Consider the following 24,672-nt stretch of genomic DNA (forward strand, 5'->3'; position numbering starts at 1 on the left):
GCAGGAGGGGAAGAAAAAGACCGGTGCTCTTTCGGACCCCGAGTCGGTCCTCGTTCCCGAAGCAGACGGCCGTCAGCGAGAGCGTTTCGGCCGCCCTCGAGACCGCTCTCGGCCCCGTCCGTAATCGCGTCTCTCCCATGATCGTTCCCGGGTACCGATTCGGCGGTGCCCCTTCGTATACTCACCGGGCTGATATGTCTGCTGACAGCCGACAGTATATCTGGCCGGAGTCGTGGCCGTTTTACCGGCTCGCCCGAACAACTCACCGATGGAGTACGTCCAGGAGCGGATCGCGACGCTCCACGAGTTCGGCGAGGGCGACGGGATGAGTGATGCCCTCGCCCGCGACGCCGCGACCGCGGTCGGCGAGACGGCCATCGTCGTCCCGATGACCGCCCGCGAGTACGAGAGCCCCGCCGCCGAACGCGTCCTCGGCGAACTCGAGCGCCTCGAGCCGGCGCCAGCGGCGGTCTTCGTTCCCGTCCGCGCCGACGACGACGAGATCGGGGCGTTCCGCGAGTGGCTCGATTCCTTCGCGCTGCCGACGCGCGTCCTCTGGTGCAACTCGCCCGGCGTCGACGCACTGCTCGCCGAGGCGGGACTGGCGGGCGACTTCGGAAAGGGCCGTGATGTCTGGCTCGCACTTGGACCCGCCGCCAATGAAGGCGACACCGTCGTCGTCCACGACGCCGACGCTCGAAGTTACGAGGCCGAGCACGTCCGCCGGCTGCTCGCGCCGCTGACGATGGACTATGAGTTTTCGAAGGGGTACTACGCTCGCGTCGAACGCGACCGGCTCTACGGTCGGCTCTTCCGCCTGTTTTACGAACCGCTCGTTCGAACGCTCGCGGACGCCCACGACGCGCCGATCGTCGACTACCTCGGCGCGTTCCGGTACGCGCTGGCCGGCGAGTTCGCCGCGACCGACGAGCTCGCCCGACGGCTCCGCCCACCGCGCGCGTGGGGCCTCGAGGTCGGCACGCTCGGCGACGCCTACGAGATCGCCGGCTTCGGCGGGACCGCCCAGGTCGACCTCGGCCGCCACGAGCACGACCACCGCGCGGTCGCCGGCGACGCCGGTCTCGAGGGAATGAGCCGCGAAGTCGCCGCCGCGCTCTTGCGGGTGCTCGAGGAACACGGGGTTGACCCAGACTACGAGACGCTGCCGGAGCGGTATCGCGCCGTCGGCGGCGAGCTGATCGAGGGCTATCGCGCCGACGCGGCGTTCAACGGCCTCGAGTACGATCCCGCGGACGAACGAGACCAGCTGGCACGCTACGCTGGATCGATCGCACCACCGGAATCGGACGCGCGCCTGCCGCGGTGGACCGAGGCCCCGTTCGCGCCGTCCGACGTGCTCGCGACGGCCCGGCCGTGGCGGGATCGGCGCATCGGCTCGCGCTCGCAAGACTAATCCACTCACCGGCCGTTGGATCGTGTATGGATGCGACCGCCGACGAACTGGCCGGCGTGGTCGATCTCTTTGGCGGGCTGACCCGCGAGGAACTGGCGCGGGCGCTCGCCGAAGCGGCCTACCGCGCCGACGGGCAGTCCGTCGACGATGGGGCCCTCGAGACGGCGATCGACGAGGCGCTCGAGTCGTTCGCGCTCGTTCGGTACGAGCTCGCCGGTCGGGACGAGACGTCGACGACCGCGGACGACGAAGCGCTATTGGTTCCCGGTCCGACGGCGTTTCCGACGGTGCCGGAGCACGCGGAAGATCTCCCACACATTCTCGACGTCGAGCGGCGTCGGCCCGCTCGCGAGCCGCTGGGTGAAGCGGCCCGGGAGCGCTTCGTTGCGGCCGCCGACGAGGCCGTCACCGAGGGGGACGCAGCGCGACTCCGAACCCTGCTCGACGTCAGCTACGACATCGAGGCGTGGGCCCCCGTCGATCTCGCGGACGAACGGACGCGACTGGAGGACACCCTCGAGGAATGACGACGAGACTGACCCTCGATCCGATCGCGGCGTACGAGCCCACCGAGATCACCGATCAGGAGTACGACGCAGCCGTCCTCGCGCCAATCGTCGACCGCGACGGCGAGGACCACCTGCTCTTCACCCGCCGGGCCGACCACCTCGGCGAACACCCCGGACAGATGAGTTTTCCCGGCGGCGGGGCCGAGTCGATCGACGAGACGATTCTCGAGACGGCGCTCAGAGAGGCCAACGAGGAGATCGGCCTCGAGCGCAGCGAAGCCGAGGTCGTCGGCCAGCTCGACGACATCCGGACGGTCACCGAGTACGCCGTGACGCCCTTCGTCGCGCACGTGCCCGATCGGGAGTACGTCCGCGAAGAGAGTGAGGTCGCCGAAATCGTCGTCCTCCCCCTCTCGGGGCTGCTCGATCCGGACAACTACGAGTACGAGCGCCGGAGCCACCCCTACTACGGCGAGATAGTGATTCACTACTTCCACGTGAACGGCTACACCGTCTGGGGTGCGACGGGCCGGATTCTGGTGCAGTTGCTCGAGTTGGCGACGGCGTTCGAAGCGCCCGAGAAAGTCGATCGGTCTGATTTCTAATAGAAATACATTGTCTACTGTTCTTACTAGAGGCGGAGTGTATCAGCAACAATCAGATCCGCTCGAGATCACGTTCGAGGTCCGCAATCGTGTATCCCGTATCGATAGCGTCATCGGCGGCGAGCGAAAGCATCTCGACAGACGGTATATCAGCGATTTCTGCTGCTTTTCGTAACATCGCCTCACGATTTCGAAAGGCTTCGAGTCCTGTTTCCGTCCGATCCATCGCTGTACTATTCGATATGTGATCGAGACATAGCTTCGTTCTGCCCGCAGGCAATCTGTCAATGGGTACCGATAATGAGTACGAAGGTATCGAAGAACAGAGTACGGCAGCCGGCTGCTTACAGCCCCTCGAGCGACCGAAGCTTCTGTTCGATATCCGGCGGGGCGGCGCTGGGACCGTCGCGCACACGATGATCCGGAATGAGGAGCGGGGCAGGATTCTCGTCGAGGGCAGTTCGGACGAGAATAATGTCGTCGTCGTTCTCGTGATCGAGGCCCGATGTCATCCGCGCGAGCGTCTCGACGGTGACCTGATCGCCGTAGGGGATCTCCTGAACTCCCTCGAGGACCGCCCGCTGATCGGTCGGCATGGTCATCGCGACCTGCACGTCGTCGAAGGTGATTGGCTCGAGGCCGTCGAGGTACTCGAAGATCCGATCGAGAACGGCGTGGTCGTCCTCGGCACCGTCGTCGGGAATCTCCGGGAACGAGACGCTCAGGACTCGCCCGCTGGCGGCTCCAATCTGGACGTACCGATCGAGGTACGGCGATTCCCGCGCGTAGATTCCAGCGTCCGTAACGTCCTCCATACCCGCCGGTAAGCGATCCGGACATGAATAGCCGCCGGTCCTCGCGTTTCGGCCGCGGCCGGTATCGGAACCGTCTCGGCCAGCGGCCGACGGGGTCGCTCACGCAAGGCTCACTCGACGGCCCGTCTCGGCCGACTCGTAGGCGGCCTCGATGGCGCGAAGATCGGCAAGTCCGTCTTCGCCGTCGGGTTCGGGATCGGTCCCGGTGAGCACGCAGTAGCCGAAGTAGTCGAACTCCTCGCGGACCTCGTCGACCGACGGACCGGTGTACTCCATGCGCATATCGCCGCTCTCGATGACCATCTCCTGGAGGACGCGGCCGCCGAACGGCGACTCGATGTCGATCATCCCCCCGGTGCCGACCAGTTCGAGGGCACTCCGGGCGTGAGCGTCGAAACTCGCCGTACACGAGGCCGTCGCGCCGGATTCGTACTCGAGTTGAAACGCGACGTGTTCGTCGACGTCCGCGAAGGGGCCGCCCTCCGAGCGGGTCGTTGCGTAGACGCTGTTGAGTTCGGATTCGAGGATGAATCGGATCGTATTGAGCGAGTAGATACCGAGATCGACCAGCGCGCCGCCGCCGGCGACCTCGGGATCGAGCCGCCACGTATCGGGGTCCACGGTGGCCAACAGCGGATGCGAGAAGCCGCCGTGAACTTGCACGACATCGCCGATGACGCCTTCGCGGACGAGTTCCCGGGTGCGACGAACGGTCGGCTCGGTCTGGAGTCGGTAGGCCGTCATCAGCGTGACGCCGGCGTCGTTGCAGGCGTCGACGACCGCTTGGGCGCGGTCGACGGTGATCTCGAGGGGTTTCTCACAGAGGACGTGTTTTCCGAACTCAGCGGCTGTAGTCGCATACTCTCCGTGGACGTCGTTCGGTGCCGCGACGTAGATCGCGTCGTAGGCGTCGACGCACTCGCCCGCGAGGAAGTCGTCGTAGTCGACGATATGGTCGACGCCGTACGTCTCTGCGATGTCGGTCACGCGTTCGGGCGGCCTGGCCACCAGCACCGTCGTTTCGCAGCGATTGCTGTCGGCGATCCCCGGAAGCGCCCGCTGTCGTGCGAAGCCGCCGACCCCGATGACGGCGAGGCGAACCGTTCCCGCCGTTGATTCGCATTCCCAGTCCCGTCGCGTGAAGTTCGCGAACGCGTCCTCGAGTGCCATACATGACGTACGCACGCCGCCGAAAAGGACCTCAGTGACCGAACTGCCGACAGTCACCGCTTCCGATCGGTCAATGGCGACGAACAACCGACGAATGGATTTCTATCGCCGTACCCGTCGGTGGTATTCCGTCAGTAGGTTGTATCGAAGGAAAAAGTTATTCAATAGCGCCCACTGAGTTGTAATCACTCACAGGTGACGGAAGATGACTAAAATGGAAACGGCGGAGCTGGAGACCGACCTGAGTCTGTTCAAATACGACAACCTCGAGCAGTTGCCACCCCAGTACCGGGATCTCGAGGAATCGGAACGAACGGACCGCATCGAGGCGGCGCTCGAAGAACTCGGCGACGACGTGGTGATCCTTGGGCACAACTACCAGCGACGCGAGATCGTCGAGCACGCGGACTTCATCGGGGACTCCTACCAGCTCTCGAAGGAGGCGGCGAACGCTGACGCCGAGTACGTGATCTTCGGCGGCGTGACGTTCATGGCCGAGAGCGCGGACATCATCACGGACGACGACCAGTCGGTGATCCTTCCGAGCATGGAGGCGTCGTGTCCGATGGCAGGGATGGCCGAGGCCCTGCAGGTCGACAGCGCGTGGGCCGAGATCACGGCCGCCGCGCCCGACGCAAACATCATCCCGATCACGTACATGAACTCCTACGCGGATCTGAAGGCCTTCTGTGCGAGTCATGGCGGGCTCGTCTGCACCTCATCGAACGCACACGAGGCGTTCGAATACGCCTTCGAACGGGGCGACAAGGTGCTGTTCCTCCCCGACAAGCACCTCGGAGAGAACACCGCCCACCGGCTCGGCATGGAAGACGAAATCGCCGAGTGGGACCCGTGGGATCCCGAAGGGAAAGATGCCGAGGAAGTCGCGGAGAGCGATATCATCCTCTGGGACGGCTACTGCCAGGTCCACGAGCGGTTCCGCGAGGACCATATCGAACAGGTCCGCGAGGAAAATCCCGGTGCGAAGGTCATCGTTCACCCCGAGTGTCGCCGCGAGGTCGTCGAAGCCGCGGACGTGGCCGGCTCGACGGCGACGATCTGCGAGACCGTCGCGAACGCCGATCCCGGCGACACGTGGGCCATCGGCACCGAAATCCACCTCACGAATCACCTCCAGCGCTGGCACCCCGAGGTGAACGTCCTCCCGCTCTGTGGCGACGCCTGCATGGACTGCAACGCCATGCGCCAGATCGACCCCAACTACCTCGCGTGGGTGCTCGAGGAACTCGTCGAGGGTCGCGAACACAACGTGATCGAGGTCGCGCCCGAGGAGAAGGAACTCGCGGGCGTCGCGCTCGATCGGATGCTCGAGATCTGATCATGACCGAGACGAACACCGGGACGGAGACGACGACCGACGGCGAGACCGCGGACGTGCTCGTCGTCGGCAGCGGCATCGCTGGTTGTTCGGCCGCACTCGCGGCCGCACGCGAGGGCGCGGAGGTCCTTCTCCTGACGAAAGCGACGAAACCCGACGGCGCCAGTACCGACTGGGCACAGGGCGGTATCTCGACGACTCGAGGGGATCCCGAGAGCCTCAAACGGGACATCATCGACGCCAGCGACGGCACCGCCGATCCCGACGCCGTCGATGTACTCGTCGAAGCCGCCGACGACGCCGTCGAGGACGTGCTCGTCGACACCCTCGAGGTGGGGTTCGACGAGAGCGACGACGGGTCGTTCGACTACACGCGCGAGGCCGCCCACTCCGACTACCGCATCCTCCACGTCGACGCCGCGACGGGCACGCACATCCTGCGGCCGTTCCTGAACCATCTCGACGACCACGAGCGAATCGAGGTGCGCCAGGACACCGCCGCGCTCGAGTTGATCACCGCCGAGGGGCGCGTCCACGGCGTCGTCAGTGACGCGGAATCCGACGGGCACCCGATCTACGCGGGTGCGACCGTCCTCGCGACCGGTGGCATCGGCGCGCTCTACGGTCGGTCGACCAACCCCGACGACGCGACTGGCGACGGCATCGCGATGGCCGCGCTCGCCGGCGCTGACGTCGAGGACATGGAGTACGTGCAGTTCCATCCGACGGCCTATGCAGGCGAGGATCCGTTCTTGCTCTCCGAAGCGCTGCGGGGCGAGGGCGCGGTGTTGCGAAACGGCGACGGCGAACGGTTCATGGACGAGTACCATCCGCAGGGCGACCTCGCGCCGCGGGACGTCGTCGCCCGCGCCGTCGAGACCGAACGCGCGGAAACTGGCGAGGTCGTCCTCGACGTGGGGCCGCTCGAGTTCGAAGCCGACTACCCCGGTATCGCGGCAAAGTGTCGCGACCGCGGCATCGAGGGCGAGGAAATTCCCATCGCTCCGTGCGAACACTTCCTGTGTGGCGGCGTCAATGTCGACAAGGAGGGCCGAACCTCGCTCGATCGGCTCTACGCCGTCGGCGAGTGCGCTCGCACCGGCGTCCACGGCGCGAACCGGCTGGCGAGTACCAGCTTGCTCGAGGGGCTGGTCTGGGGCCTGCGGGCCGGCGAAGATGCGACCGGATTCGATCCGGAGCCGGTCGAAGCGCCCGAACTCCGGAACCGGGATCCCGACCTCCCCGAGCGCTTCGCTGCCGAGAAGTTCACGCGGCTTACGCAGACGATGGACGAGTATCTTGGCCTCGAGCGCGATCCCGAAGAGATCGCCCGCGCGAGCGCCGTCCTCCGGCGGCTCAAAGGAGAGGTCGACGCCTACATCCGGACCCGAACGGCGCGGGACCTCTACGAACTCCGGAATGCCAGTATCACCGCGCTGTTGATCGCGCGGGCGGCTGGCGAAAATACGGAATCGACGGGCTGTCACTACGTCGCGACCGACCCCGACGAGTCAACAGCCGAACCGCCGGTGGACGACTGAGAGACTCATGATCACCGACGCACAAATCGAACGCTGGCTGCGCGAGGACGTCGGCCACCACGACGTGACGAATCAGGTCCCCGGCGAGACGACCGGTCGTCTCGTCGCGAAAGAGTCCGGCGTCGCCGCCGGCCTCGAGGCAGCAGCGGCCGTCTTCGACTACCTCGACGTGGCAGTGACCGATCGGCTCGAGGACGGAACCGAGGTCGAATCCGGCGACGAACTGCTCCAAGTCGAGGGGGCCGCACGCGAGGTGCTCCGCGGCGAGCGGGTCGCCGTCAATCTCGCGGGCCACGCGTCGGGAATCGCGACGCGGACGCGCGAGGCGGTCGAACGCGCTCGAACCGAGGCCGAAGCGGTGGCGATCGCCGCGACCCGCAAGACGACGCCCGGCCTGCGCGGCCTCGAGAAACGCGCCGTCGTCGCGGGCGGCGGCGACACCCACCGCCTCGACCTCTCGCACATGGTGATGGTCAAGGACAACCACATCGCCGAGATGGGGCTCGAGGAGGCGGTGGCGCACTTTCAGGCACGGACCTCGTTCGCGACGAAGATCGACGTCGAGGTCGAGACCGTCGACGACGCGCCCCGTGCGGCCGACGCGGGGGCAGACATCGTCTTACTCGATAACATGACGCCGGCGGAGACGCGGACGGCCGTCGAGACGCTCGCCGATCACGAGGGCGTGCTCGCCGAGGCCAGCGGCGGGATCACCCTCGCAGACGTGCCCGATTACGCCGCGACGGGCGTCGACGTGATCTCGATGGGATCGCTTACCCACTCGGCGTCGTCGCTGGACCTGTCGTTCCGAACGAGAGGGTAGCTCCCGCCGCCGATCACTCCGCGCTCCACTGTCGAACGTCCACCTCCTCGAGGAACAGGGACGGATCGTCGTGGGAGAAACTTACCCACCCGACCTCGGGGTCCGCCGTCACGTGAATCAGTAACTGCTCCTCGACGAGCGCCGTCTCGAAGACCGATCTGCAGTCTTCGATGTCGTAGGAGAGGGGGACGAAGATGGCCGTCTCGCTCTCCTCGTCGCGCTCGACGGCGAGTGCGACTCGCCGGTCGCTTTCCGCCGCCAGCGGTCGGTAATAGACGTCGGCCGCGGAAATCGTGACGTCCCCGTCCTCGATGAGTTCCGCGACGAGTTCGTACTCCTCGGCGGTGACGTCGACGTCGAGCCCGGTTCGCTCGGCCTCCTCGACCGGGAATGTCCCGACCGGCTCGAGGACAATAGCGTCCCAGCCGTCCTCGCGGTACTCCTCGGCGATAGCTCGCGCGTCCTCGAGCAGGTCGTTCCACAGGGGATCTGCCGAATTCGACCCGTTGGTGGCCGTCGAACGGGTCGATGGTTCCGAATCGTCCCCCGTCATCTGCTTCCCTCCGGTCGCGGTCGGTTCGTCATGTTCGACTCCGACGACCGCGAGGGGAAAAACGTTACCTGACGCGGGCTCGCGTCGGGGCGGCGCAGCGCAGAATTCACAGGAAAAATTATTTTTGATCGCGCGATTACCCCTGGGTATGAGCGAGGAGCCACTCGACGATCTCGACAGGACCATCATCTACTGTCTGCAGGAGGACGCGCGCAAGACGTCGGCGAGCGAGATCGCGGACAAAGCGGGCGTCTCGGCCAGCACGGTCCGCAACCGGATACGGAACCTCGAGGAGAGTGGCATCCTCACCGGCTACCGACCGGAGGTGAACTACGAGGCGGCCAGCTATCAGCTGCAGACGCTCATCGTCTGTACCGCGCCGATCCCCGACCGAGAGGCACTCGCGCAGAAGGCCCTGGAAGTGCCCGGCGTCGTCGCCGTCAGGGAGGTTATGACCGGCACCGAGAACGTCCACGTCGAAGCGATCGGGTCGGACAGCGACGACCTCAGTCGGATCGGCCGAGACCTCGACGAACTCGGCCTCGAGGTCGTCGACGAGGACCTCATCCGGAACGAGTACGAGCGCGCCTTCCACGGGTTCGACGTGGATGAGTTGTCGTAGCGGTCCCGCTTGTCAGTCGTCAGTTTGAGCGCGGTCGTCCAGACGACGAGCAACGGGTTCGCGTCGTCCTGCCCTTCCGCTCTCTTGCTCGCTTGTACACCTTCTCTCCGGACGGGTCCGCAACACGACGTGGTACTGATTGCCGAATCCCGAATTTATCGGCGCTTTTATGCGGATCCGGAGGTCACACACCGATACAGAACCAAATATGCGTCAGAGCACACCCCCATCCCCCCATCTCCTGTTGGTCGGCAGCACACGGGCCTCGAGCCCCGTACCGACGCGGTCGCCGAACGACTGACGGACTTCCTATCCAATGCCAAAAGAACTCGAACGAGACCTCGGCTTATTTGCGGTCGTCGCGATCAGTATCGGCGCGATGGTCGGCAGTGGAATCTTCATCCTTCCCGGCCTCGCCCTGAAGACGGCGGGCCCGGCGGTTATTCTGGCCTACTTACTCGCGGGCGTACTCGTCTTACCGGCCGCCCTGAGCAAGGCCGAAATGGCGACTGCGATGCCGGAGGCCGGTGGCACGTACATCTACATCGAGCGCGGCATGGGACCGCTACTCGGAACGATCGCCGGCGTCGGAACCTGGTTTTCGCTGTCGTTCAAGGGCGCGCTGGCGCTGGTCGGTGGCGTCCCGTACGTGCTGTATCTGTTCGACCTGCCGGTGAAGCCGGTCGCGCTCGCGCTGGCGGTCGTGCTCGTCCTCGTCAATCTCGTCGGCGCGAAACAGACTGGTCGCCTGCAGGTCGCCATCGTCGCGGTGATGCTCGCGGCGATGGTGTGGTTCGTCGTCGGGGGGCTCCCGTCGACGGACAGCACCTACTACGGCGGATTCTTCGACGAGGGATCCGGCGGTCTCCTCGCCGCGACCGGCCTCGTGTTCGTCTCGTACGCCGGCGTGACCAAGATCGCGAGCGTGGCCGAAGAGGTGGAGAACCCGGATCGGAACATCCCGCTCGGTATCCTCGGATCGCTCTGTTTCACGACGCTCCTCTACGTCCTCATCGTCGTCGTCATGGTCGGCGTGACGCCGCCCGATCTGTTGAGCGACTCCGCGGTGCCGATGATCCACGCGGCCGAGGCGACGCTCGGCCGATTGGGCGTGATCGCCATCATTATCGCGGCCGTCCTCGCGCTGATCAGTACCGCTAACGCCGGGATCCTGTCGTCGTCCCGATATCCCTTTGCGATGGCTCGAGACCAGCTCGCGCCGCCGTCCCTGACGGAGATCCACGACAAGTGGGGAACGCCCGTGCGGGCGATCACACTCACCGGTGCCGTTATGTTGGTACTCATCGCGTTCGTCCCGATCCTCCAGATCGCGAAACTGGCGAGCGCGTTCCAGATCATCGTCTTCGCACTGGTCAACGGCGCGGTCATCGCCTTTCGCGAGGGGGACGTCGGGGAGTACGACCCGAGTTTCGAGTCGCCGCTCTACCCGTGGACCCAGCTCGTCGGCATCGCCGGCGGCTTCCTGCTCATCGGCTACATGGGAACGATACCGCTCGTCGGCGCCGTCGTCATCACGGCGGCGTCAGTGCTGTGGTATCTCTACTACGCGCGCGGCCGCGTCCAGCGCGAGGGCGCTGCCACGGACGTCGTCAGGCGGAGCGTCGGTCGCAAGGCTGTCGAACAGACGAAAGCGACCGTCGAGACGGTCGACGGCTACGAGGTACTCGTCGCGATTACCGAGGAGACGAGCGAGCAACGTGAGCAAACGTTGGTTCGAATCGCCGCCGATGTCGCCCGCGAGAACGACGGCAGCGTCACCGTCGTTCAGTTCGACGAGGTGGCCGATCAGGTGCCGCTCCAGCAGGCGTCGGAAACGCAGTCACCGGCGGACGTCGAGTTCGAGGAGCGGACGGAGCCGCTGACCGAGGCGTTCGACGTGCCGGTCACCTACGGCGAGATCGTCAGCCACGACACGAAGCGGGCGATCGCTAACTTCGCCGCCCACGAGGACGCGGACTTCCTCTTGCTCGAGCGAAGCGACGATCCGCTGTACGCGCCGATATTCGGGACAACCGTCGAGTGGATCACCCGCAAGGCACCGTGTGACGTCTTGCTCGTCGAGGACCGCGACCTGGAACGGATCGACTCCGTCACGGTCGTCACCGATCGCGGCCCCTTCGATCCGCAGAAGATTACCGTCGCGAACGCGCTGGCGACCGAGGCCGGGGGCAGTATCACCTTGCTGTACCCGCTCGATGACGCGGCGACCGAGACGCAACGCGAGACGATAGACGAGTACCTCGCGGAACTCGAGTCGCTGTGTTCGGTTCCCGTAAATCGTTCGATCATCGAGACCGACGACCCCGAACGGGATTTCGTTTCGGTGACGAACGCGGGCGACATCCTCGTCATCGGGACGGACGGCGGACGGATACGTGGGTCCCTGTTCGGCCGGCCGGCCGACAGAATCATCGACAGCGTCGACTGCACGGCGGTTCAGGTGAAATCGAAGCGAGGCACGTCCGGCCCGGTTCGTCGACTCGTCGAGCGCATGGTGTTCTAACGGCTCGGCTCCACTGCTCCGATTTTCCCCGCCGCGGGTCTCGTTCGGAGCGGCAGCGTCGGATCCCGAGTGACTCGCGGTGTTCCAGCGCGCGCCACCGCTCACGCTGCGAAGTTCTTTCCGACACCACAACGTGAGGTGCGACTGTTCGACCGACGATGCCACCCGACTCAGACGCCAATCCGTCCGTCGAGATCCGCCGCGCGACCCACGACGATTACGAGGCCGTCGCCGACTTCACGAGCGACATCTGGCCCGAACGCGGCGGCGACTATATCCCGCGGATCTATCACGACTGGCTCGAGGACGACGACGAGACCGACAGGAAGACCTTCCTCGCGGAAATCGACGGTGAGGCCGCGGGGATCGTCCAGGCCGTTATGCTCTCGCCCGACGAGGCCTGGTTTCAGGGAATGCGCGTGGCGGCAGACTATCGCCGGCGGGGCGTGAGCCACCGGCTGAACGAGACGACTTTCGAGTGGGCCCGCGAGCGGGGCGCGACCGTCGGGCGAGTCATGGTCTTCTCGTGGAACGCGGTCTCGCTCGGCGCGGCGCGGGCCAGCGGGTACGAGCCGATCACCGAGTTTCGGTTCGCGCATCCCGAGCCCAATCCGGCGGCCGAGGGTCCGTTTCGCGTCTCGCACGATCCGACGGCGGCCTGGCGCTACTGGACCCACAGCGATGCGCGCGAACACCTGACGGGACTCGGCCTCGCACCGGGGGAGTCGTGGGCCGTCCGAGAACTCACGCGCGATGATTTCGAGCGATTGGCCAACGAGACCGCCGTTTTCGCGGTCGAGGGCGAGAACGCACTCGCCGGAGTGGCCTATCGATCGCGAACGTACGACCGCCCAGTCGAGAGCGACGGGTCGGCCGACTCGAGCGATGTAGACCCCACTACCGAGATGTGGGCCGAATACGGCCTCGGCGCGTGGGAAAATATCGACGCCGCGCGATCGCTGTTCGCCGCGATCGCCCGCGACGCCGCCGACTGCGGTGCCGACGAGACGCGCATTCTGATTCCCGAAACTGCCCGGTACGTCACGGACGCCGCCGCGACGGGGGTCGATATCTCCGAGGAACCGGACTTCGTATTGGGGATCGACCTGACGACCGACTGAGCGGCGCAGTTGCCGAGAGTAGCCGCCGCTGTGGCGTCGCCAGCGACCTACCCGCCGCTGACCGGCGGGAACAGCGCCAGTTCGTCGCCCTCTTCGAGGACCGTCTCCAGCCCGTCCTCTTCGACCAGCACGTTCGTACCGTTGCGAAGCACGTTGATCTGCGATCGCAGGTCGCCGTCCTCGAGCACGCGGCTCTCGAGTTCGGGCGCCTTCGCGAGCAGCGCCTCGAGTGCGTCCCCGACGGTGTCGCCGGCCGCGGTATCGACGGTCACGTGTTTGTCGCCCGCGCGTTCGGCGAGATCAGCGAACAGTTTCCACTCCGTGGGCATACGTGGCGCTATCGGTGCCGGCGGCAAGTAGCTACCGCTCTGACGGCCGTTCCTGTGCCCGCTCGGTCGCGGCGTCCGGGCTCCGGGCTGCGTCGTCCTCGTGCCCCCGGTCTCGGTCTGTCGATGGAGCCACCGTTCGCTCGGTCACCCGCCGGAGCGCGTCCGGACGGCCGAGGACGTAGGCGACGTCCCCGGCCGCGAGTCGAACGTCGCCGGTCGGGAGCGGGAGGTGCTCGTCCTCGTCCCCGGTCTCGCGATCGAGCACCAGTACCAGCACTGGCAGCGAGCCGATCCGGACGCCCGCGAGCGGGTCGTCCGACCCGACGGAGACGGTCGTCACCGTCTCGTCGGCCGCCCGGAGCAGGGAGACGAGGTCCCGTTCGGCATCGGGGCTGCCCGGCAGGGTCACGAGTCGATAGGACCGATCGGGCTCGAGGTCAGGGGCATCCTCGGCGTCGAGAGCGACGGTCGCGACGTCGTCGGCGGTCGCGCGCAACTCGCCGCCGGCGACGCGCCGAGCGGCGCCGCCGTCGTCGTCACGGGTCCAGATCCGGACGGCGTCGCCCGGGCTGGCGTCGGCCGCGGGATCGCCGGCCAGTGCGACGGCGACGGTCCCCGGCGCGAGCGTCGGGCCGATTCCCGCGGGTCGGCTCCCGACCGCGAGGTAGTCGACCGTCCCGTCCGCGGTGAGGTCGACGTCGACGTGGCCGATCCCGAAGTCGCGCTCGAGGCGGGCGATCAGCCGCTCGCGGAGCTGGTCGACGGTGAGGCGGCGCGGAAAGAGGAGCGTCTGTCCCGCGAGTTCGTCCTTGCTCGTCTCCTCGACGGGGTCGTAGCCGTCGATATCGCCGATCTCCTCGGGCAGTTCGACCGTGACGACGCGACCGGCCGAGCGAACGAGCTGCGTGACTTCGGTGATCGTCCGCGGCGTCGCGACCATGAACACGTCCCGTGCGAGGTAGTCGCCCAGCCGTCGCCCGGCGTCGGCGGCGATCGCGCTGGCGACGAACGCGGCGACGGTGTAGATCGCGGTTCCGGGCTCGAGCAGCCCCGTGTTACCGATGATCGCCTGGGACAGCGCGGTCTGGGTGTTCAGCCAGAGCGCGACGAGCGCGACGCCGACGAGGACCGCGACGCCCTCGGGAATTTCGTCGGCGCTGTACCAGCGGTAGGTAAACGCCACGCCGGCTCCCGCTCCGGCCGCGAGCAGGGCGAAGCCGAGGATGCGAACGAGCGCTTCCACGAGCGTCTCGGTGGGGACCGCCTGGGCGACGACGGGATCAATCACGACCGGTCACCGCCGTCATGACCGTCGCCGTCGGTCGGGAAACGGCGCTCGGTCGCGGGAGGGCGCTCGGTCGGGCCAACGGGACGCCGAATCATCGGGCGATCGCCTCCACGAACGCCTCGGTCGCGTCGTCCGGCCCCGCGACGAACGCCTCGTCGCCGGCCTCGAGTCGCCGTTCGATGCCGGGGCCGAAGACCCAGCCGTGGCGACGACCGCCGGTCTCGCTGCCCTGTCGTCGCACCGCCAGAATCGTCACGTCCGCCGTTGACGCGGTCGTGTCGAAATCGGTAGCCTCGTCGTCCGAGCCGGTCGCACCGACCGTGAACCGTCGGATGGCGTACCCCTCGCGTTTGACCAGCGCGAGCGCCTCGAACTCGCGGCTCGTTCCCCGCGACCGTACGACGAGTCGGGGCGACTCGACCTCGAGAATTGGTTTCACGTCCCGTCGAGCAACGGCGATGGTCACCCGTCCCGGGCCGCCGGCGGCCGACGCGTTCGGTTTCGGATCGGCTATCGCGGACTCGGCGTCTTCCCCGCCGTCGGTCGCCACCTCATCGAGAGGGGTATCGAGCGCGGCGCCCGCGGCGCGTTCATCGTCGATCTCGGACCGAGCGCTCAGTACCGTGCCGGTGATCGAGCGCTCGCCGGCGCGAACGGTCACTTCGTCGCCTCGAGCGATCCCCGTCGGGACGAGCGTCGCGATCGAGACGGCGCGTTGGCCCGCCGGCACGCGTCGCGAGAGGCTTCCGGACGGCGGTGCCGCGACGATCGTCGCCCGGGCCTGTTCGTCCATGGTGACGTCGACGTCCGCGAGGTCGTGGTCCGTTCGCAGCCGTTCCTCGATCCGGGCCTCGAGCTCCGAGAGGGGAAGATCGGCCGGGAGTTTCCACGAGCCGGCTTTGAGGGACTGTCGGAGGGCGGGCGACAGCGGTGGGTAGCCTTCCATGTCGCGGATCTCCCCGGTGGGGCGGACCGACACCTGACCGACCGAGCCGACGAGTTCGACGACATCGGCCGAGAGTGTTCGCTGTCGAAGGCGGGTAAAGGAGAGCCGGCGCGGGAGTTCCGCGCCGAGTTTGTCGCCCTGGTTGTGGGCGTAGAGCGCGAGCATGAGGACGACCAGCACGGCTATCAGCAGCCGCGGTGACTGGGCGATAGTCGGTTCGACGAGTCCCAGCAGGCCGCCCTGCACGCTGGCGATCGAGAGCGCGAGGACGACGACACCGAACCCGGGCAGGGTCACACCGGTAAAATACCGCACGAGAAAGCCGAGCGAGCCGGCGACGAACGCGGGGACGATGCCGGTCAGGAGACCGAGGTAGAGACCGAGCAGCACTTCGACCAGCAGATTGCTCGGAATCGATTGCATTGTGGGGGAGTGGGACGGGATCGTTAAATTTGCACCGACAGGAGCATCCGTATCCGTTTCGGGTTCGGTACACGGCCCTGGCCGGACGTGAGACGGGGACGTTTAACTAACACCACCGCCGACCGGTGTGTATGGTCGACGGCTGGTCGCCTCGAGCGCGACTCCCCGAAAACTGGCGGCGAGTCTTCACGACGCGGGCAACCGTGGGTCTCGTCTTGCTGATCGCGCTGCTCTCTGTCGCAACCGCAGTCGTCAACATCGGGACCACGGACGTGAGCGGGCCGCTCGAGACGTACGTCCCCGCCGCCGTTCAGGCGGCTGCCGGCTTTACTGGCGCACTCACCGGATTCCTGATGGTCGGCAGCGCACTCGCACTCCGGCGCGGACTCCGGTCTGGCTGGTGGGCGACGCTGTTTCTCCTGCCGCTGACCGCGGCGCAGGGACTGCTCCAGTCGAGCAAGTACTCGTTCCCGCTGATCGTCCTCTCGCTGGTCGCGATTCCGATCCTCCTGCTGACTCGGAGGCGATTCACCAAACCGCTCTCGCTCTCGACGACGCAGATCGCGGCCGGCTCGGCGCTCGTCGGCGTTCAGCTGTACGGGACCATCGGCGGCTACGCACTCCGGGAGCACTTCGACGGTATCAGCAACATCCTCGACGCGTTCTACTTCACGCTGATCACCTCGAGTACGGTCGGCTACGGCGACGTGACACCGCAACCGGAGTCGGTTCAGGGGATGCTGTTTACGATGTCCGTACTCGTCCTCGGCGTCTCCAGTTTCGGTATCGCGATTGGGGCGCTGGTCGGCCCGCTCATTCAGGACCGCATCTCGAAGACACTTGGAAAAATGACCGAATCACAACTCCAACTACTCGACAAGCACATCCTCGTGCTCGGCTACGGCGAACTGACGGAACCGATCGTCGACGAACTCGCGGACAACGGCCGGCAGTTCGTCGTCGTCACCAGCGACCGGGAGGTCGCGACGGCGCTCACTGACCGAAACATTCCGGTGGTCAACGGCGACCCCAGCGACGAGGAACCGCTCCAGCGTGCGAAGATCGACCGTGCGGCCGCGATCCTCGTCGCCACGAACCACGACGCCGAGGACGCGCTGACCGTCCTCACCGCCCGCGAACTTGCCCCGAACACCCGCATCGTCGCCGCCGCGACCGACCGCGAGAACGTCAAGAAACTCGAGCGCGCCGGCGCGGACGCCGTGATCAGTCCCTCGCAACTCGGCGGCCACCTACTGGTGCGCTCGGCGCTGGGAAGCGACGAGAGCGGACTGATTGACCGGATTCTCGAGCGGGAGTGAGCACCCACAAGAGAGCCGAACGAGGGTCCTTCGGAGTGAATCGTACGGGAGACGTTCAGTACAGGGGAGAGACGTGTCACTCCGGACTAGGCACCGACACGCGGTGGCGCGCGCCGTGCCGCGGTGAATGTCAATGAACCGCGGCCCGAAATCGTGCGAGGTCTTCGCGAGCTTTGTGAGTGACGGCTTGGAAGACGCTCGCGTCTTCCAGTGGATGAGCGAGGGAAGCATGACCGAGCGTTAGCGCGGAACCGGAGGTTCCGCGAACCATGCGAACGGGCAGTGCGCGGCGCGTTGCGCCGCGACTGTCGGGACGGTGAAACCGTCCCGCAGCGCCCGTGAGCAGAAATCGGCTGGGGAGGGTGTGGCGATTCCCTGCTGCCACGATAGCAGGACGCTTCGTCTCACGCAATTCTATCGCAACTCATGCAATTCCTTCAGAATACAGTAGTACAGACGCAAACGTCTGCTAGCGGTGGCGTCCGCGGTGGACGATCGCCACGTCCGCCTCGAGATCACTGAGTTTTCGAAACGTCGGCGGCGAGACGAACCGCGAGGCGGCCGACCGGTCGGTGCTCGAGCCGACGAAACAGACGTCATACCGGGGCGCGACCCGGGTCAGGTAGGACTCGACCGACGCGTTGGCGACGTGGGTCTCGAAGCGGCCCGAGAACGCGTCGACGAGGTCCGCGAGCGTTCCCTCGGCCGCGCGGCGGCGCGACTCGCGGTCGATGCAGGTGCAGACGCTGATCGGTCGGCCGGACCCGGTCACCCGGATCGCGAAGTCCAGCATCGCTCGAGCGGTGTCGCCGGCACCGCGGACCGCGACCAGACTGTTCTCCCACCGCCGTCGCGGGGTACCGTTCGAGCGGAACGCGATCACGTCGATCTCGCTGTCGAACAGGCCCGTGAGAAACGACGAGAGCCCCCCGCTCTCGCGTTCGGCGTACGGTGCGACGATGAGATCGCAGTTCTGCTGGCGGGCGGTCTGCAGGGTAAGCCCGGCGGACTGCCCGCCCCCGGCCGCGACGACCACCTCGCAGGGGACGTCGTACGCGTCCGCGAGCTCGGTCGCGAACGACTCGAGGCGCTGCCCGGCGTCGCTGGCCGCGCGTTCGGCCGGGGCCAGTTCCTCGCTCCCGTCGGTCCCGGCGGCCTCGGTGCCGACGGGATCGTCGCGCTGCTCGGCGTCCTCGTCGACCACGTCGAAGAGGACCACCTTCCCCGCGTCGTGTGCGCCGGCGATCGACGCGGCGAAGCGGGCGACCGTCTCCCCGCCGTCAGCCATCGGAACGAGGACGTGATCGTCGCCGCTGGTCGTCCCGTAGAGGTACTGCGCACGCTGCTCGTAGAAGTGACTCCGCCAGAGGACGAACGCACTCGCGACGAACGCACTCGAGACGACGATGCCCAGCACGTAGGCGAACTGCGCGTTTCCGGTCACGAGCACGAGCAGCGCGGTCGAAAACGCCGTCGGTTCCTCGAGGTCGAGCCCCCACGTACAGAGCCCGGTGAAGAAGATGGCGAGGGCGGCACCGGCCGCGCTGACACCGCCGCCGGTCAGTCCAGCCGCGGCCGTGAGTTCGATCGCGAGCCAGCCACAGAGCGCCCCGACGGTCATCCCACCGACGAACTTCCACGGCGTGGCGTACTTCCCCTCCGGATCGGCGAAGAGCGTGTACGTGCCGGACGCCAGCGGCGGAAACAGCAGGAAGGAGATCACCGCCGTCATGTTCGTCAGCCACGTCACCGCCGCGATCAACAGCGGGACGAACACCAGTACCGAGAGGTGGAGGAGGTTCCCGGTGTGCTCGATCCACCGGACGAAGGAATCGAGTTCGCGTCGCTCCAGCCGTCGCAATCGACTCGCGAGCGCGTGCAGTCGCGCTCGCACCCCCTCGAGCATAGGAATCCGTTGCTCGCGGATCGACCAAAACTGTTCGGCTTCGCTCGGGAGTGACACCGTGTTCGAGGGTTCCTCGGTGATCGGTACACGGATCCCGAACTCCGTTCGTCGGGTGAGGACCGCGCTTCGTGTCTCGGCTACTCCGGCGCGCCCTCGAGAATCTCGACCCCGCTCGAGGCCCCGATGCGTTCGGCGCCGGCCTCGAGCATCGCCACGGCCTCGTCGTAGCTACCGATACCGCCGCTGGCCTTGACGGGGAGGAACTCGCTCATGAGTTCGACATCGTCGATGGTGGCACCGGCGCTCACAGCTTCGCCGTTCGCACGTTGCTTCTCCGACGCAACGCTCGCGAAGCCGGTCGAGGTTTTCACCATCGCCGCGTCGGCCGCTCGAGCGGCCTCGCAGGCCCGACGTTTCTCCGCGTCGGAGAGGAGCGCGGTCTCGAGGATCACCTTGACCGGGATCGGCACCGCAGCGACCAGTTCCGCGAGTTCGGCCTCGACGGCCTCGTCGTCGCCGGCCCGCAAGCGACCGACGTTGACGACGACGTCGAGTTCATCGGCTCCGTCCTGCCAGGCCGTCACGCCCTCGCGTCGTTTCACGTCGGGCGCGTGCTGGCCATGGGGGAAGCCGACCACCGTCGCGAGGGTGACGTTCGGGGCGTACTCGGCGGCCAACTCGACGGCGTAAGGCGGGATACAGGCGTTCATGCCGTGCTCCCGAGCGTCATCGAGGACGGCTCGAACGTCGGCGGGCGTCGTCTCGGGACCAAGGATGGTGTGGTCGATCAGGGGGGCGAGCTCGCTGCGATCCATAGGTGGGTCGACTCGTCGGACCGGCAAAAAGGCGTCCGATTACGCAGTCGACCGCCGTCCGGCGCATAGCGTCACTGTCCCGCGGCCGACAGTATCCTTTTTAGCCGCGATATGCAACTGACTCGCATGGCCGACGCAGATCCCAGCACCGTTCCGGCCGTCGAATCCACCGCCGACGACATCGCCGCGATGCGGATCCGCGGCGCGGCGACCATCGCCGACGCGGCCGCCGCGGCGCTGGCGACGCAGGCCGAACGCTCCGCGGCCGAGAGCCCCGCGGAATTCCGGAGACAGCTCCGGACCGCCGCGCGGACGCTCTACGAGACGCGGCCGACGGCGGTCAGCCTCCCGAACGCCCTCCGGTACGTGCTTCGGGGGATGACCGGCGACACCGTCGCCGACCTCCGAGAATCGACGATTACCTGCGCCGAGGCCTTCCAACGCGACCTCGCGCAGGCGCAGGATCGACTCGGTGAGATCGGCGCAAACCGGCTGCGAGACGGCGACGTCGTCATGACCCACTGCCACTCGACGGACGCCCTCTCGTGTCTCGAGGCCACGCTCGAGGACGGAACGGAGCTCGAGGCGATCGTCAAGGAAACGCGGCCGAGAAAGCAGGGCCACATCACCGCGCGACAGCTGCGCGAGTGGGGCGTGCCGGTGACGCTGATCGCGGACAACGCGGCTCGGCGATACCTCGATCGGGCGGATCACGTGCTCGTCGGGGCCGACAGCATCGCGGCTGACGGCAGCGTGATCAACAAGATCGGAACGAGCGGCCTGGCGGTCAACGCCCGCGAGCGGGGCGTGCCGGTGGTGGTCGCGGCCCAGACGATCAAGCTCCATCCGGACACGATGACGGGCCACACCGTCGAGATCGAAATGCGAGACGAAACGGAGATCCTGTCGGACGAGGAACGGGCGGCGATCACCGGCACGGACGCGAGCGACGAGGCCGGGCTGACCGTCGAGAACCCAGCATTCGACGTCACGCCGCCGCGGTACGTCGACGCCATCGTCACCGAACGCGGCCAGTTCCCACCGGAGAGCATCGTGACGCTCATGCGGGAACTGTTCGGCGAACCGACCGACAACCCGTGGGACGCCTGAGACGGACTCCTGTCAGTCAGATCCGGTGAACCCGCGGCCCACCTTCGACTGTGCCGGGAGACAGGTACAACAGACCGTATACCGCGTCGACGACGTGCCGAACCCGTTTTATCAGCCAAATTACCGGCAATAATGGCCGTCCATGATCGTGCGAAAGCCACAGTAAATCTCTGTCACTACTATTCGACAATCGGAAAGTGTTAGTCACTGGTGTGAGCTATGCCCACTATGGTATTACCCGAGGGGTTCGTCGTCCCGCCGTGGTACCTCCTGGTCCCGGTCATCGTTTTCCTCGGTAGTGTCCTCGCGCTGTTGTGGGCGCTCGAGCCGCCGGTGACCGATCGCACGGTTCTGGCGTTCGCGCCGTGGATGATGTTCGGCGCGAGTCTACACGTCCTCTACAAGATAAATGCGTTCCAGATCAACGCGTTCCCGGCGAGTATCGAGTCCCTGTTCAGCGCCCCGATAGTCTACGCGGTAACGGCGATCATCGCGGGGATCGTCTGGATCATCGCGATCTTTCTCCACGTCGGCGGTCTCCAGCCGACGATCTCGCGGTTTGTCGGGATCGCCGGAACGGCGTTTTTCACCGTCTTCGCGATGTTCGCGGTCCTTCGGAGCATCGAGGCGGGGGTCTTCGAACCGTTCTGGCCCGTCATCGCCGTCGTCGTCGCCGGTATCGTCACCGCCATCGCCTGGATCGCGCTGAGCCTCTGGTTTACCGACGTCGCGACGACCACGAGCACGACGGGCGCGCTCGTCGTCTTCGGACACACGCTCGACGGCGTCACGACCGCGATCGGCTACGACGTCCTCGGGGCTGCCGAGAGCGTGCCGCTCTCGCTGGTGCTCCTCGAGGCCGGGGAGGCGCTACCGACTGCCGAGTACATCGGTTCAGGCTGGCTGTTCGTCCTCGTGAAAGTCTCGCTCGCGATGGTCATCCTCGGGTTGTTCCGGGAGTACGTCGAGGAGGCACCGCGACAGGCCCGCACACTGCTCGCGCTGGTCGCCGCAGTCGGGCTCGGCCCGGCGACCCACAACACGCTGCTGTTCATGGTCTCCTGATCGCTCGAGGAGCCGATCATCGACTCCTCAGATCGATAGTTTGCGGCGGTGCACCCCGCCACCGCGCTCACCTAGGTTTTTGCCGGCGGACACCGTCTTCTCGTTTCATCGAATGGATCCGATACCGGTGCTCACGGCCGGCCACGTCAACTGGGACGTGACCCTTCGCGTCGACAGGCTTCCCCAACCCGACGGCGAGGCTTCGATCCGCTCGCAACGCCAGTCCGGCGGCGGCAGCGCCGCCAACGTCGCCGCCGCGCTCGCGGGACTCGACGTCGACACCGGGTTGATCGGGAGCGTCGGCAACGACGACAACGGCCTGCTCGCCCGCCGCGAACTCGAGGCCGCGGGCATCTCGCTCGCGGGCGTCCGGGTGGTCGAGGGGGCCGAAACGGCCGTCAAGTATCTCCTCGTCGACGACGCGGGCGAGGTCGCGATCCTCGGCAACGACGGCGTCAACGAAGCGGTCACGCCGGACGATCTCGAGCCGGATCGAATTCGGGCGGCCGAACACGTCCACCTCACGGGACAACGACCCGACACCGCCGCCGCGATCGCTCGGGTCGCCAGCGAGGCCGGCAGTTCGGTCAGTTTCGATCCCGGCCGCCGACTCGCCGACCGGGAGTACGGCGAGGCCCTGGCGCTGGCCGACGTCGTCTTCGTGACCGATCGGGAGGCCACGGCGCTGCTCGAGACCGATTCGGTAGACGTCGCCGGCGACGGTCGAATCGTCGTCGTCACCTGCGGGGCCGACGGGGCGGAAGCGTACACGCCGAGCGGTTCCGTCGTTCACCCCGGGTTCGACGTCGACCCCGTCGACACCGCCGGTTCCGGCGATGCCTTCGCCGCGGGGTTTCTCGCAACGTGGCTCGAGGGTGCTGACATCGACCGCGCGCTCGCGTACGGGAACGCCTGCGGAGCGCTGACCGCGAGTCGCGACGGTGCACGGAGCGCGCCGACGGCCGAGGCGGTCGAAGACGTTCTGGCGCGACACTCCTGAACCCGCTCTCCGCCCGTCAGCCCGATCGCCGAAAATCACTGTAGTTGATGGGTTCTCACCGGGTGTTGTCTGACGGTAGTTATATGGGCGGAGACGTTGCCTCCTCGAGTAGACAGTCACGATACCGTGACTGAGAGACATGACGGAAGGAAGGGTTAACGAGTCTAACGGATGCAGCCTCGACCGGCGCATCCAGTACGAGCGAGACGCGAACGAATCGCCGAGTATTGCCGCTGCGACGGCACTGGCCCAGTATTACGGTGACGACGTCACTGCGACCAGTATGCAGCTGTACGACTACATCGATCCGGACGCGCTCGACAGCCTCTTCACCGAAACGAACCGCGGTGACGCGCGGGCGAGGGGAACTGTCGAGTTCCAGATCGACGACGCAATGGTCACGGTTGGGCCCGACCGCGTCGACGTTCGTCCGACCGGCTGATACGGATTACTGTAACGGTTTACCGGCGCAACCGCGGCTGTCCTGCGGTTGCGCCGGAAACGACTTACAGCAGTCCGTATGAGCGACGAGCGATCGAGTGCCGAGAACGGATGCTGGGGAACTGGGTGGCGTCGAGGATCGCCGTGACGAGTTGACCGCTCCTCGGCCCTTCCTCGAACCTTTTTTCTCACCGCCGCCGGTATCCGACGGTATGACGACGCAGCCACACCTGCTGGTCGACGAGGGTGATCTGACGGACATCGCACTTATCCCGGGCGATCCCGGACGGGTCGATCGCATCGCCGACCACTGCGACGAGTCGGAGACGATCACCCAGAACCGCGAATACAAGGTCGTCAACGCCACCTACGGGGGGCGCGAGCTCACGATCTGCTCGACGGGGATCGGCTGTCCCTCCGCCGCGATCGCCATCGAAGAGCTGGCGAACGTCGGCGTCGAGACGTTCATCCGCGTCGGAACGACCGGCGCGCTCCAGTCGGGGATCGAGATCGGCGACATGATCGTCGCGACCGGCGCGGCGAAAAACGAGGGTACCTCGAAGCGCTACGAGGCCGTCGAGTACCCCGCGGTGCCCGATTACGACGCGCTGTCGGCGCTGGTCGATTCCGCGGAGGCGCGCGCGGCCCAACGGGCCGCGAATAGCGCGAACGGTGAAACCGTGAGCGGAGACGAGGACGTCCACGTCGGTCCCATTGCCACCGACGACGCCTACTACGCCGAGACCGACGACGCCGTCGACGACTGGGAGGCCGCCGGCCTGCTCGCCGTCGAGATGGAGGCCGCCGCCGTCTTCTCGCTGGCCCGCCGCAAGGGACTCGCCGCCGGTGCGATCTGTACCGTCGACGGAAACCTCGTCGAGGGCACGCAGAAAGGAACCGACACCGAGGACGACGAACTGCCGGACAAAGCCAAGAACAACGTCGGGCGCGCGATCGACATCGCGCTCGAGGCCGCGACCGAGCTATAACAGCC

The 24,672-nt window shown here is 66.6% G+C and carries 23 protein-coding genes; 15 read left to right on the forward strand and 8 right to left on the reverse strand.

The window, feature by feature from the left end:
* Positions 1 to 268 precede the first annotated feature (268 nt).
* Genes ACEWFR_RS19265 through ACEWFR_RS19275 form a run of 3 tightly spaced genes read left to right on the forward strand, consistent with a single transcriptional unit; the run spans position 269 to position 2,528 of the window.
* On the forward strand, positions 269 to 1,414 hold the full coding sequence (locus tag ACEWFR_RS19265) for a glycosyl transferase family 2 (protein WP_374062576.1): 1,146 nt from the start codon (positions 269 to 271) through the stop codon (positions 1,412 to 1,414).
* Between the two features lie 26 nt (positions 1,415 to 1,440).
* Positions 1,441 to 1,941, forward strand: a complete 501-nt coding sequence (locus ACEWFR_RS19270) for a hypothetical protein (RefSeq protein WP_374062577.1) — start codon at positions 1,441 to 1,443, stop codon at positions 1,939 to 1,941.
* Complete coding sequence (locus ACEWFR_RS19275; RefSeq protein ID WP_374062578.1) at positions 1,938 to 2,528, forward strand: CoA pyrophosphatase; 591 nt, start codon at positions 1,938 to 1,940, stop codon at positions 2,526 to 2,528. The genes ACEWFR_RS19270 and ACEWFR_RS19275 overlap by 4 nt, the downstream gene beginning before the upstream one ends.
* Before the next feature lie 344 nt (positions 2,529 to 2,872).
* Here ACEWFR_RS19275 and ACEWFR_RS19280 read toward each other — a convergent pair whose 3' ends face one another.
* Positions 2,873 to 3,343 carry an MGMT family protein gene (locus ACEWFR_RS19280; protein ID WP_098724523.1) on the reverse strand — a complete coding sequence of 157 codons (471 nt, stop codon included), beginning with the start codon at positions 3,341 to 3,343 and terminating at the stop codon, positions 2,873 to 2,875.
* A 99-nt stretch (positions 3,344 to 3,442) separates the two neighbouring features.
* Positions 3,443 to 4,513 carry a D-xylose 1-dehydrogenase Gfo6 gene (gfo6, locus tag ACEWFR_RS19285; RefSeq protein WP_374062579.1) on the reverse strand — a complete coding sequence of 357 codons (1,071 nt, stop codon included), beginning with the start codon at positions 4,511 to 4,513 and terminating at the stop codon, positions 3,443 to 3,445.
* A gap of 205 nt (positions 4,514 to 4,718) precedes the next feature.
* On the opposite strand from gfo6, the gene nadA reads away from it, so the two are divergent.
* The 3 genes from nadA to nadC are packed head-to-tail and all read left to right on the forward strand — an operon-like array spanning position 4,719 to position 8,216.
* A complete protein-coding gene (nadA, locus tag ACEWFR_RS19290; RefSeq protein ID WP_374062580.1) occupies positions 4,719 to 5,852 on the forward strand; it encodes a quinolinate synthase NadA in 1,134 nt (377 codons plus the stop codon).
* A 2-nt stretch (positions 5,853 to 5,854) separates the two neighbouring features.
* Positions 5,855 to 7,393: an L-aspartate oxidase gene (locus ACEWFR_RS19295; protein ID WP_374062581.1), complete on the forward strand. Its 1,539-nt coding sequence runs from the start codon at positions 5,855 to 5,857 to the stop codon at positions 7,391 to 7,393.
* Between the two features lie 7 nt (positions 7,394 to 7,400).
* Positions 7,401 to 8,216 carry a carboxylating nicotinate-nucleotide diphosphorylase gene (gene nadC / locus ACEWFR_RS19300; protein WP_374062582.1) on the forward strand — a complete coding sequence of 272 codons (816 nt, stop codon included), beginning with the start codon at positions 7,401 to 7,403 and terminating at the stop codon, positions 8,214 to 8,216.
* 13 nt (positions 8,217 to 8,229) lie between these two features.
* Here the strand turns inward: nadC and ACEWFR_RS19305 are convergent, their stop codons facing one another.
* Positions 8,230 to 8,769 (reverse strand): hypothetical protein, encoded by a 540-nt coding sequence (locus tag ACEWFR_RS19305; protein WP_374062583.1) that lies wholly within the window; start codon positions 8,767 to 8,769, stop codon positions 8,230 to 8,232.
* 148 nt (positions 8,770 to 8,917) lie between these two features.
* On the opposite strand from ACEWFR_RS19305, the gene ACEWFR_RS19310 reads away from it, so the two are divergent.
* From ACEWFR_RS19310 to ACEWFR_RS19320, 3 genes are all read left to right on the forward strand, one after another.
* On the forward strand, positions 8,918 to 9,391 hold the full coding sequence (locus ACEWFR_RS19310) for an Lrp/AsnC family transcriptional regulator (RefSeq protein WP_098727281.1): 474 nt from the start codon (positions 8,918 to 8,920) through the stop codon (positions 9,389 to 9,391).
* Positions 9,392 to 9,707: 316 nt separating this feature from the next.
* On the forward strand, positions 9,708 to 11,915 hold the full coding sequence (locus ACEWFR_RS19315) for an amino acid permease (protein WP_374062584.1): 2,208 nt from the start codon (positions 9,708 to 9,710) through the stop codon (positions 11,913 to 11,915).
* 158 nt (positions 11,916 to 12,073) lie between these two features.
* The gene (locus ACEWFR_RS19320) at positions 12,074 to 13,036 is read left to right on the forward strand and encodes an N-acetyltransferase family protein (RefSeq protein WP_374062585.1); all 963 of its coding nucleotides are present in this window, start codon (positions 12,074 to 12,076) and stop codon (positions 13,034 to 13,036) included.
* Positions 13,037 to 13,083: 47 nt separating this feature from the next.
* Here the strand turns inward: ACEWFR_RS19320 and ACEWFR_RS19325 are convergent, their stop codons facing one another.
* The 3 genes from ACEWFR_RS19325 to ACEWFR_RS19335 form a co-directional block, all read right to left on the reverse strand.
* Positions 13,084 to 13,365, reverse strand: a complete 282-nt coding sequence (locus ACEWFR_RS19325; RefSeq protein ID WP_374062586.1) for a ubiquitin-like small modifier protein 1 — start codon at positions 13,363 to 13,365, stop codon at positions 13,084 to 13,086.
* A 31-nt stretch (positions 13,366 to 13,396) separates the two neighbouring features.
* The gene (locus ACEWFR_RS19330) at positions 13,397 to 14,653 is read right to left on the reverse strand and encodes a TrkA C-terminal domain-containing protein (protein ID WP_374062587.1); all 1,257 of its coding nucleotides are present in this window, start codon (positions 14,651 to 14,653) and stop codon (positions 13,397 to 13,399) included.
* 91 nt (positions 14,654 to 14,744) lie between these two features.
* Positions 14,745 to 16,022 carry a potassium transporter TrkA gene (locus ACEWFR_RS19335; RefSeq protein ID WP_374062588.1) on the reverse strand — a complete coding sequence of 426 codons (1,278 nt, stop codon included), beginning with the start codon at positions 16,020 to 16,022 and terminating at the stop codon, positions 14,745 to 14,747.
* Between the two features lie 131 nt (positions 16,023 to 16,153).
* Here ACEWFR_RS19335 and ACEWFR_RS19340 point away from each other — a divergent pair, with 131 nt between their 5' ends.
* Positions 16,154 to 17,341 (forward strand): NAD-binding protein, encoded by a 1,188-nt coding sequence (locus ACEWFR_RS19340; protein WP_374062589.1) that lies wholly within the window; start codon positions 16,154 to 16,156, stop codon positions 17,339 to 17,341.
* A gap of 469 nt (positions 17,342 to 17,810) precedes the next feature.
* Here the strand turns inward: ACEWFR_RS19340 and ACEWFR_RS19345 are convergent, their stop codons facing one another.
* Both ACEWFR_RS19345 and deoC read right to left on the reverse strand, forming a co-directional pair.
* Positions 17,811 to 19,247 (reverse strand): HPP family protein, encoded by a 1,437-nt coding sequence (locus ACEWFR_RS19345; protein ID WP_374062590.1) that lies wholly within the window; start codon positions 19,245 to 19,247, stop codon positions 17,811 to 17,813.
* A 137-nt stretch (positions 19,248 to 19,384) separates the two neighbouring features.
* Positions 19,385 to 20,062: a deoxyribose-phosphate aldolase gene (deoC, locus tag ACEWFR_RS19350; protein ID WP_374062591.1), complete on the reverse strand. Its 678-nt coding sequence runs from the start codon at positions 20,060 to 20,062 to the stop codon at positions 19,385 to 19,387.
* Between the two features lie 126 nt (positions 20,063 to 20,188).
* On the opposite strand from deoC, the gene ACEWFR_RS19355 reads away from it, so the two are divergent.
* From ACEWFR_RS19355 to ACEWFR_RS19375, 5 genes are all read left to right on the forward strand, one after another.
* A complete protein-coding gene (locus tag ACEWFR_RS19355; protein ID WP_374062592.1) occupies positions 20,189 to 21,172 on the forward strand; it encodes a ribose 1,5-bisphosphate isomerase in 984 nt (327 codons plus the stop codon).
* A gap of 228 nt (positions 21,173 to 21,400) precedes the next feature.
* Positions 21,401 to 22,237: a DUF63 family protein gene (locus ACEWFR_RS19360; RefSeq protein WP_098724536.1), complete on the forward strand. Its 837-nt coding sequence runs from the start codon at positions 21,401 to 21,403 to the stop codon at positions 22,235 to 22,237.
* Between the two features lie 112 nt (positions 22,238 to 22,349).
* Positions 22,350 to 23,237: a carbohydrate kinase family protein gene (locus tag ACEWFR_RS19365; protein WP_374062593.1), complete on the forward strand. Its 888-nt coding sequence runs from the start codon at positions 22,350 to 22,352 to the stop codon at positions 23,235 to 23,237.
* 139 nt (positions 23,238 to 23,376) lie between these two features.
* Positions 23,377 to 23,679, forward strand: coding sequence for a HalOD1 output domain-containing protein (locus ACEWFR_RS19370; protein WP_374062594.1), 303 nt, complete (start codon positions 23,377 to 23,379; stop codon positions 23,677 to 23,679).
* A gap of 211 nt (positions 23,680 to 23,890) precedes the next feature.
* Entirely contained in the window at positions 23,891 to 24,667 is a 777-nt protein-coding gene (locus tag ACEWFR_RS19375; RefSeq protein ID WP_374062595.1) for a nucleoside phosphorylase, read from the forward strand.
* Positions 24,668 to 24,672: the final 5 nt, after the last annotated feature.

The organism is Natrinema sp. H-ect4 (assembly GCF_041894845.1).
Classification (GTDB): domain Archaea; phylum Halobacteriota; class Halobacteria; order Halobacteriales; family Natrialbaceae; genus Natrinema.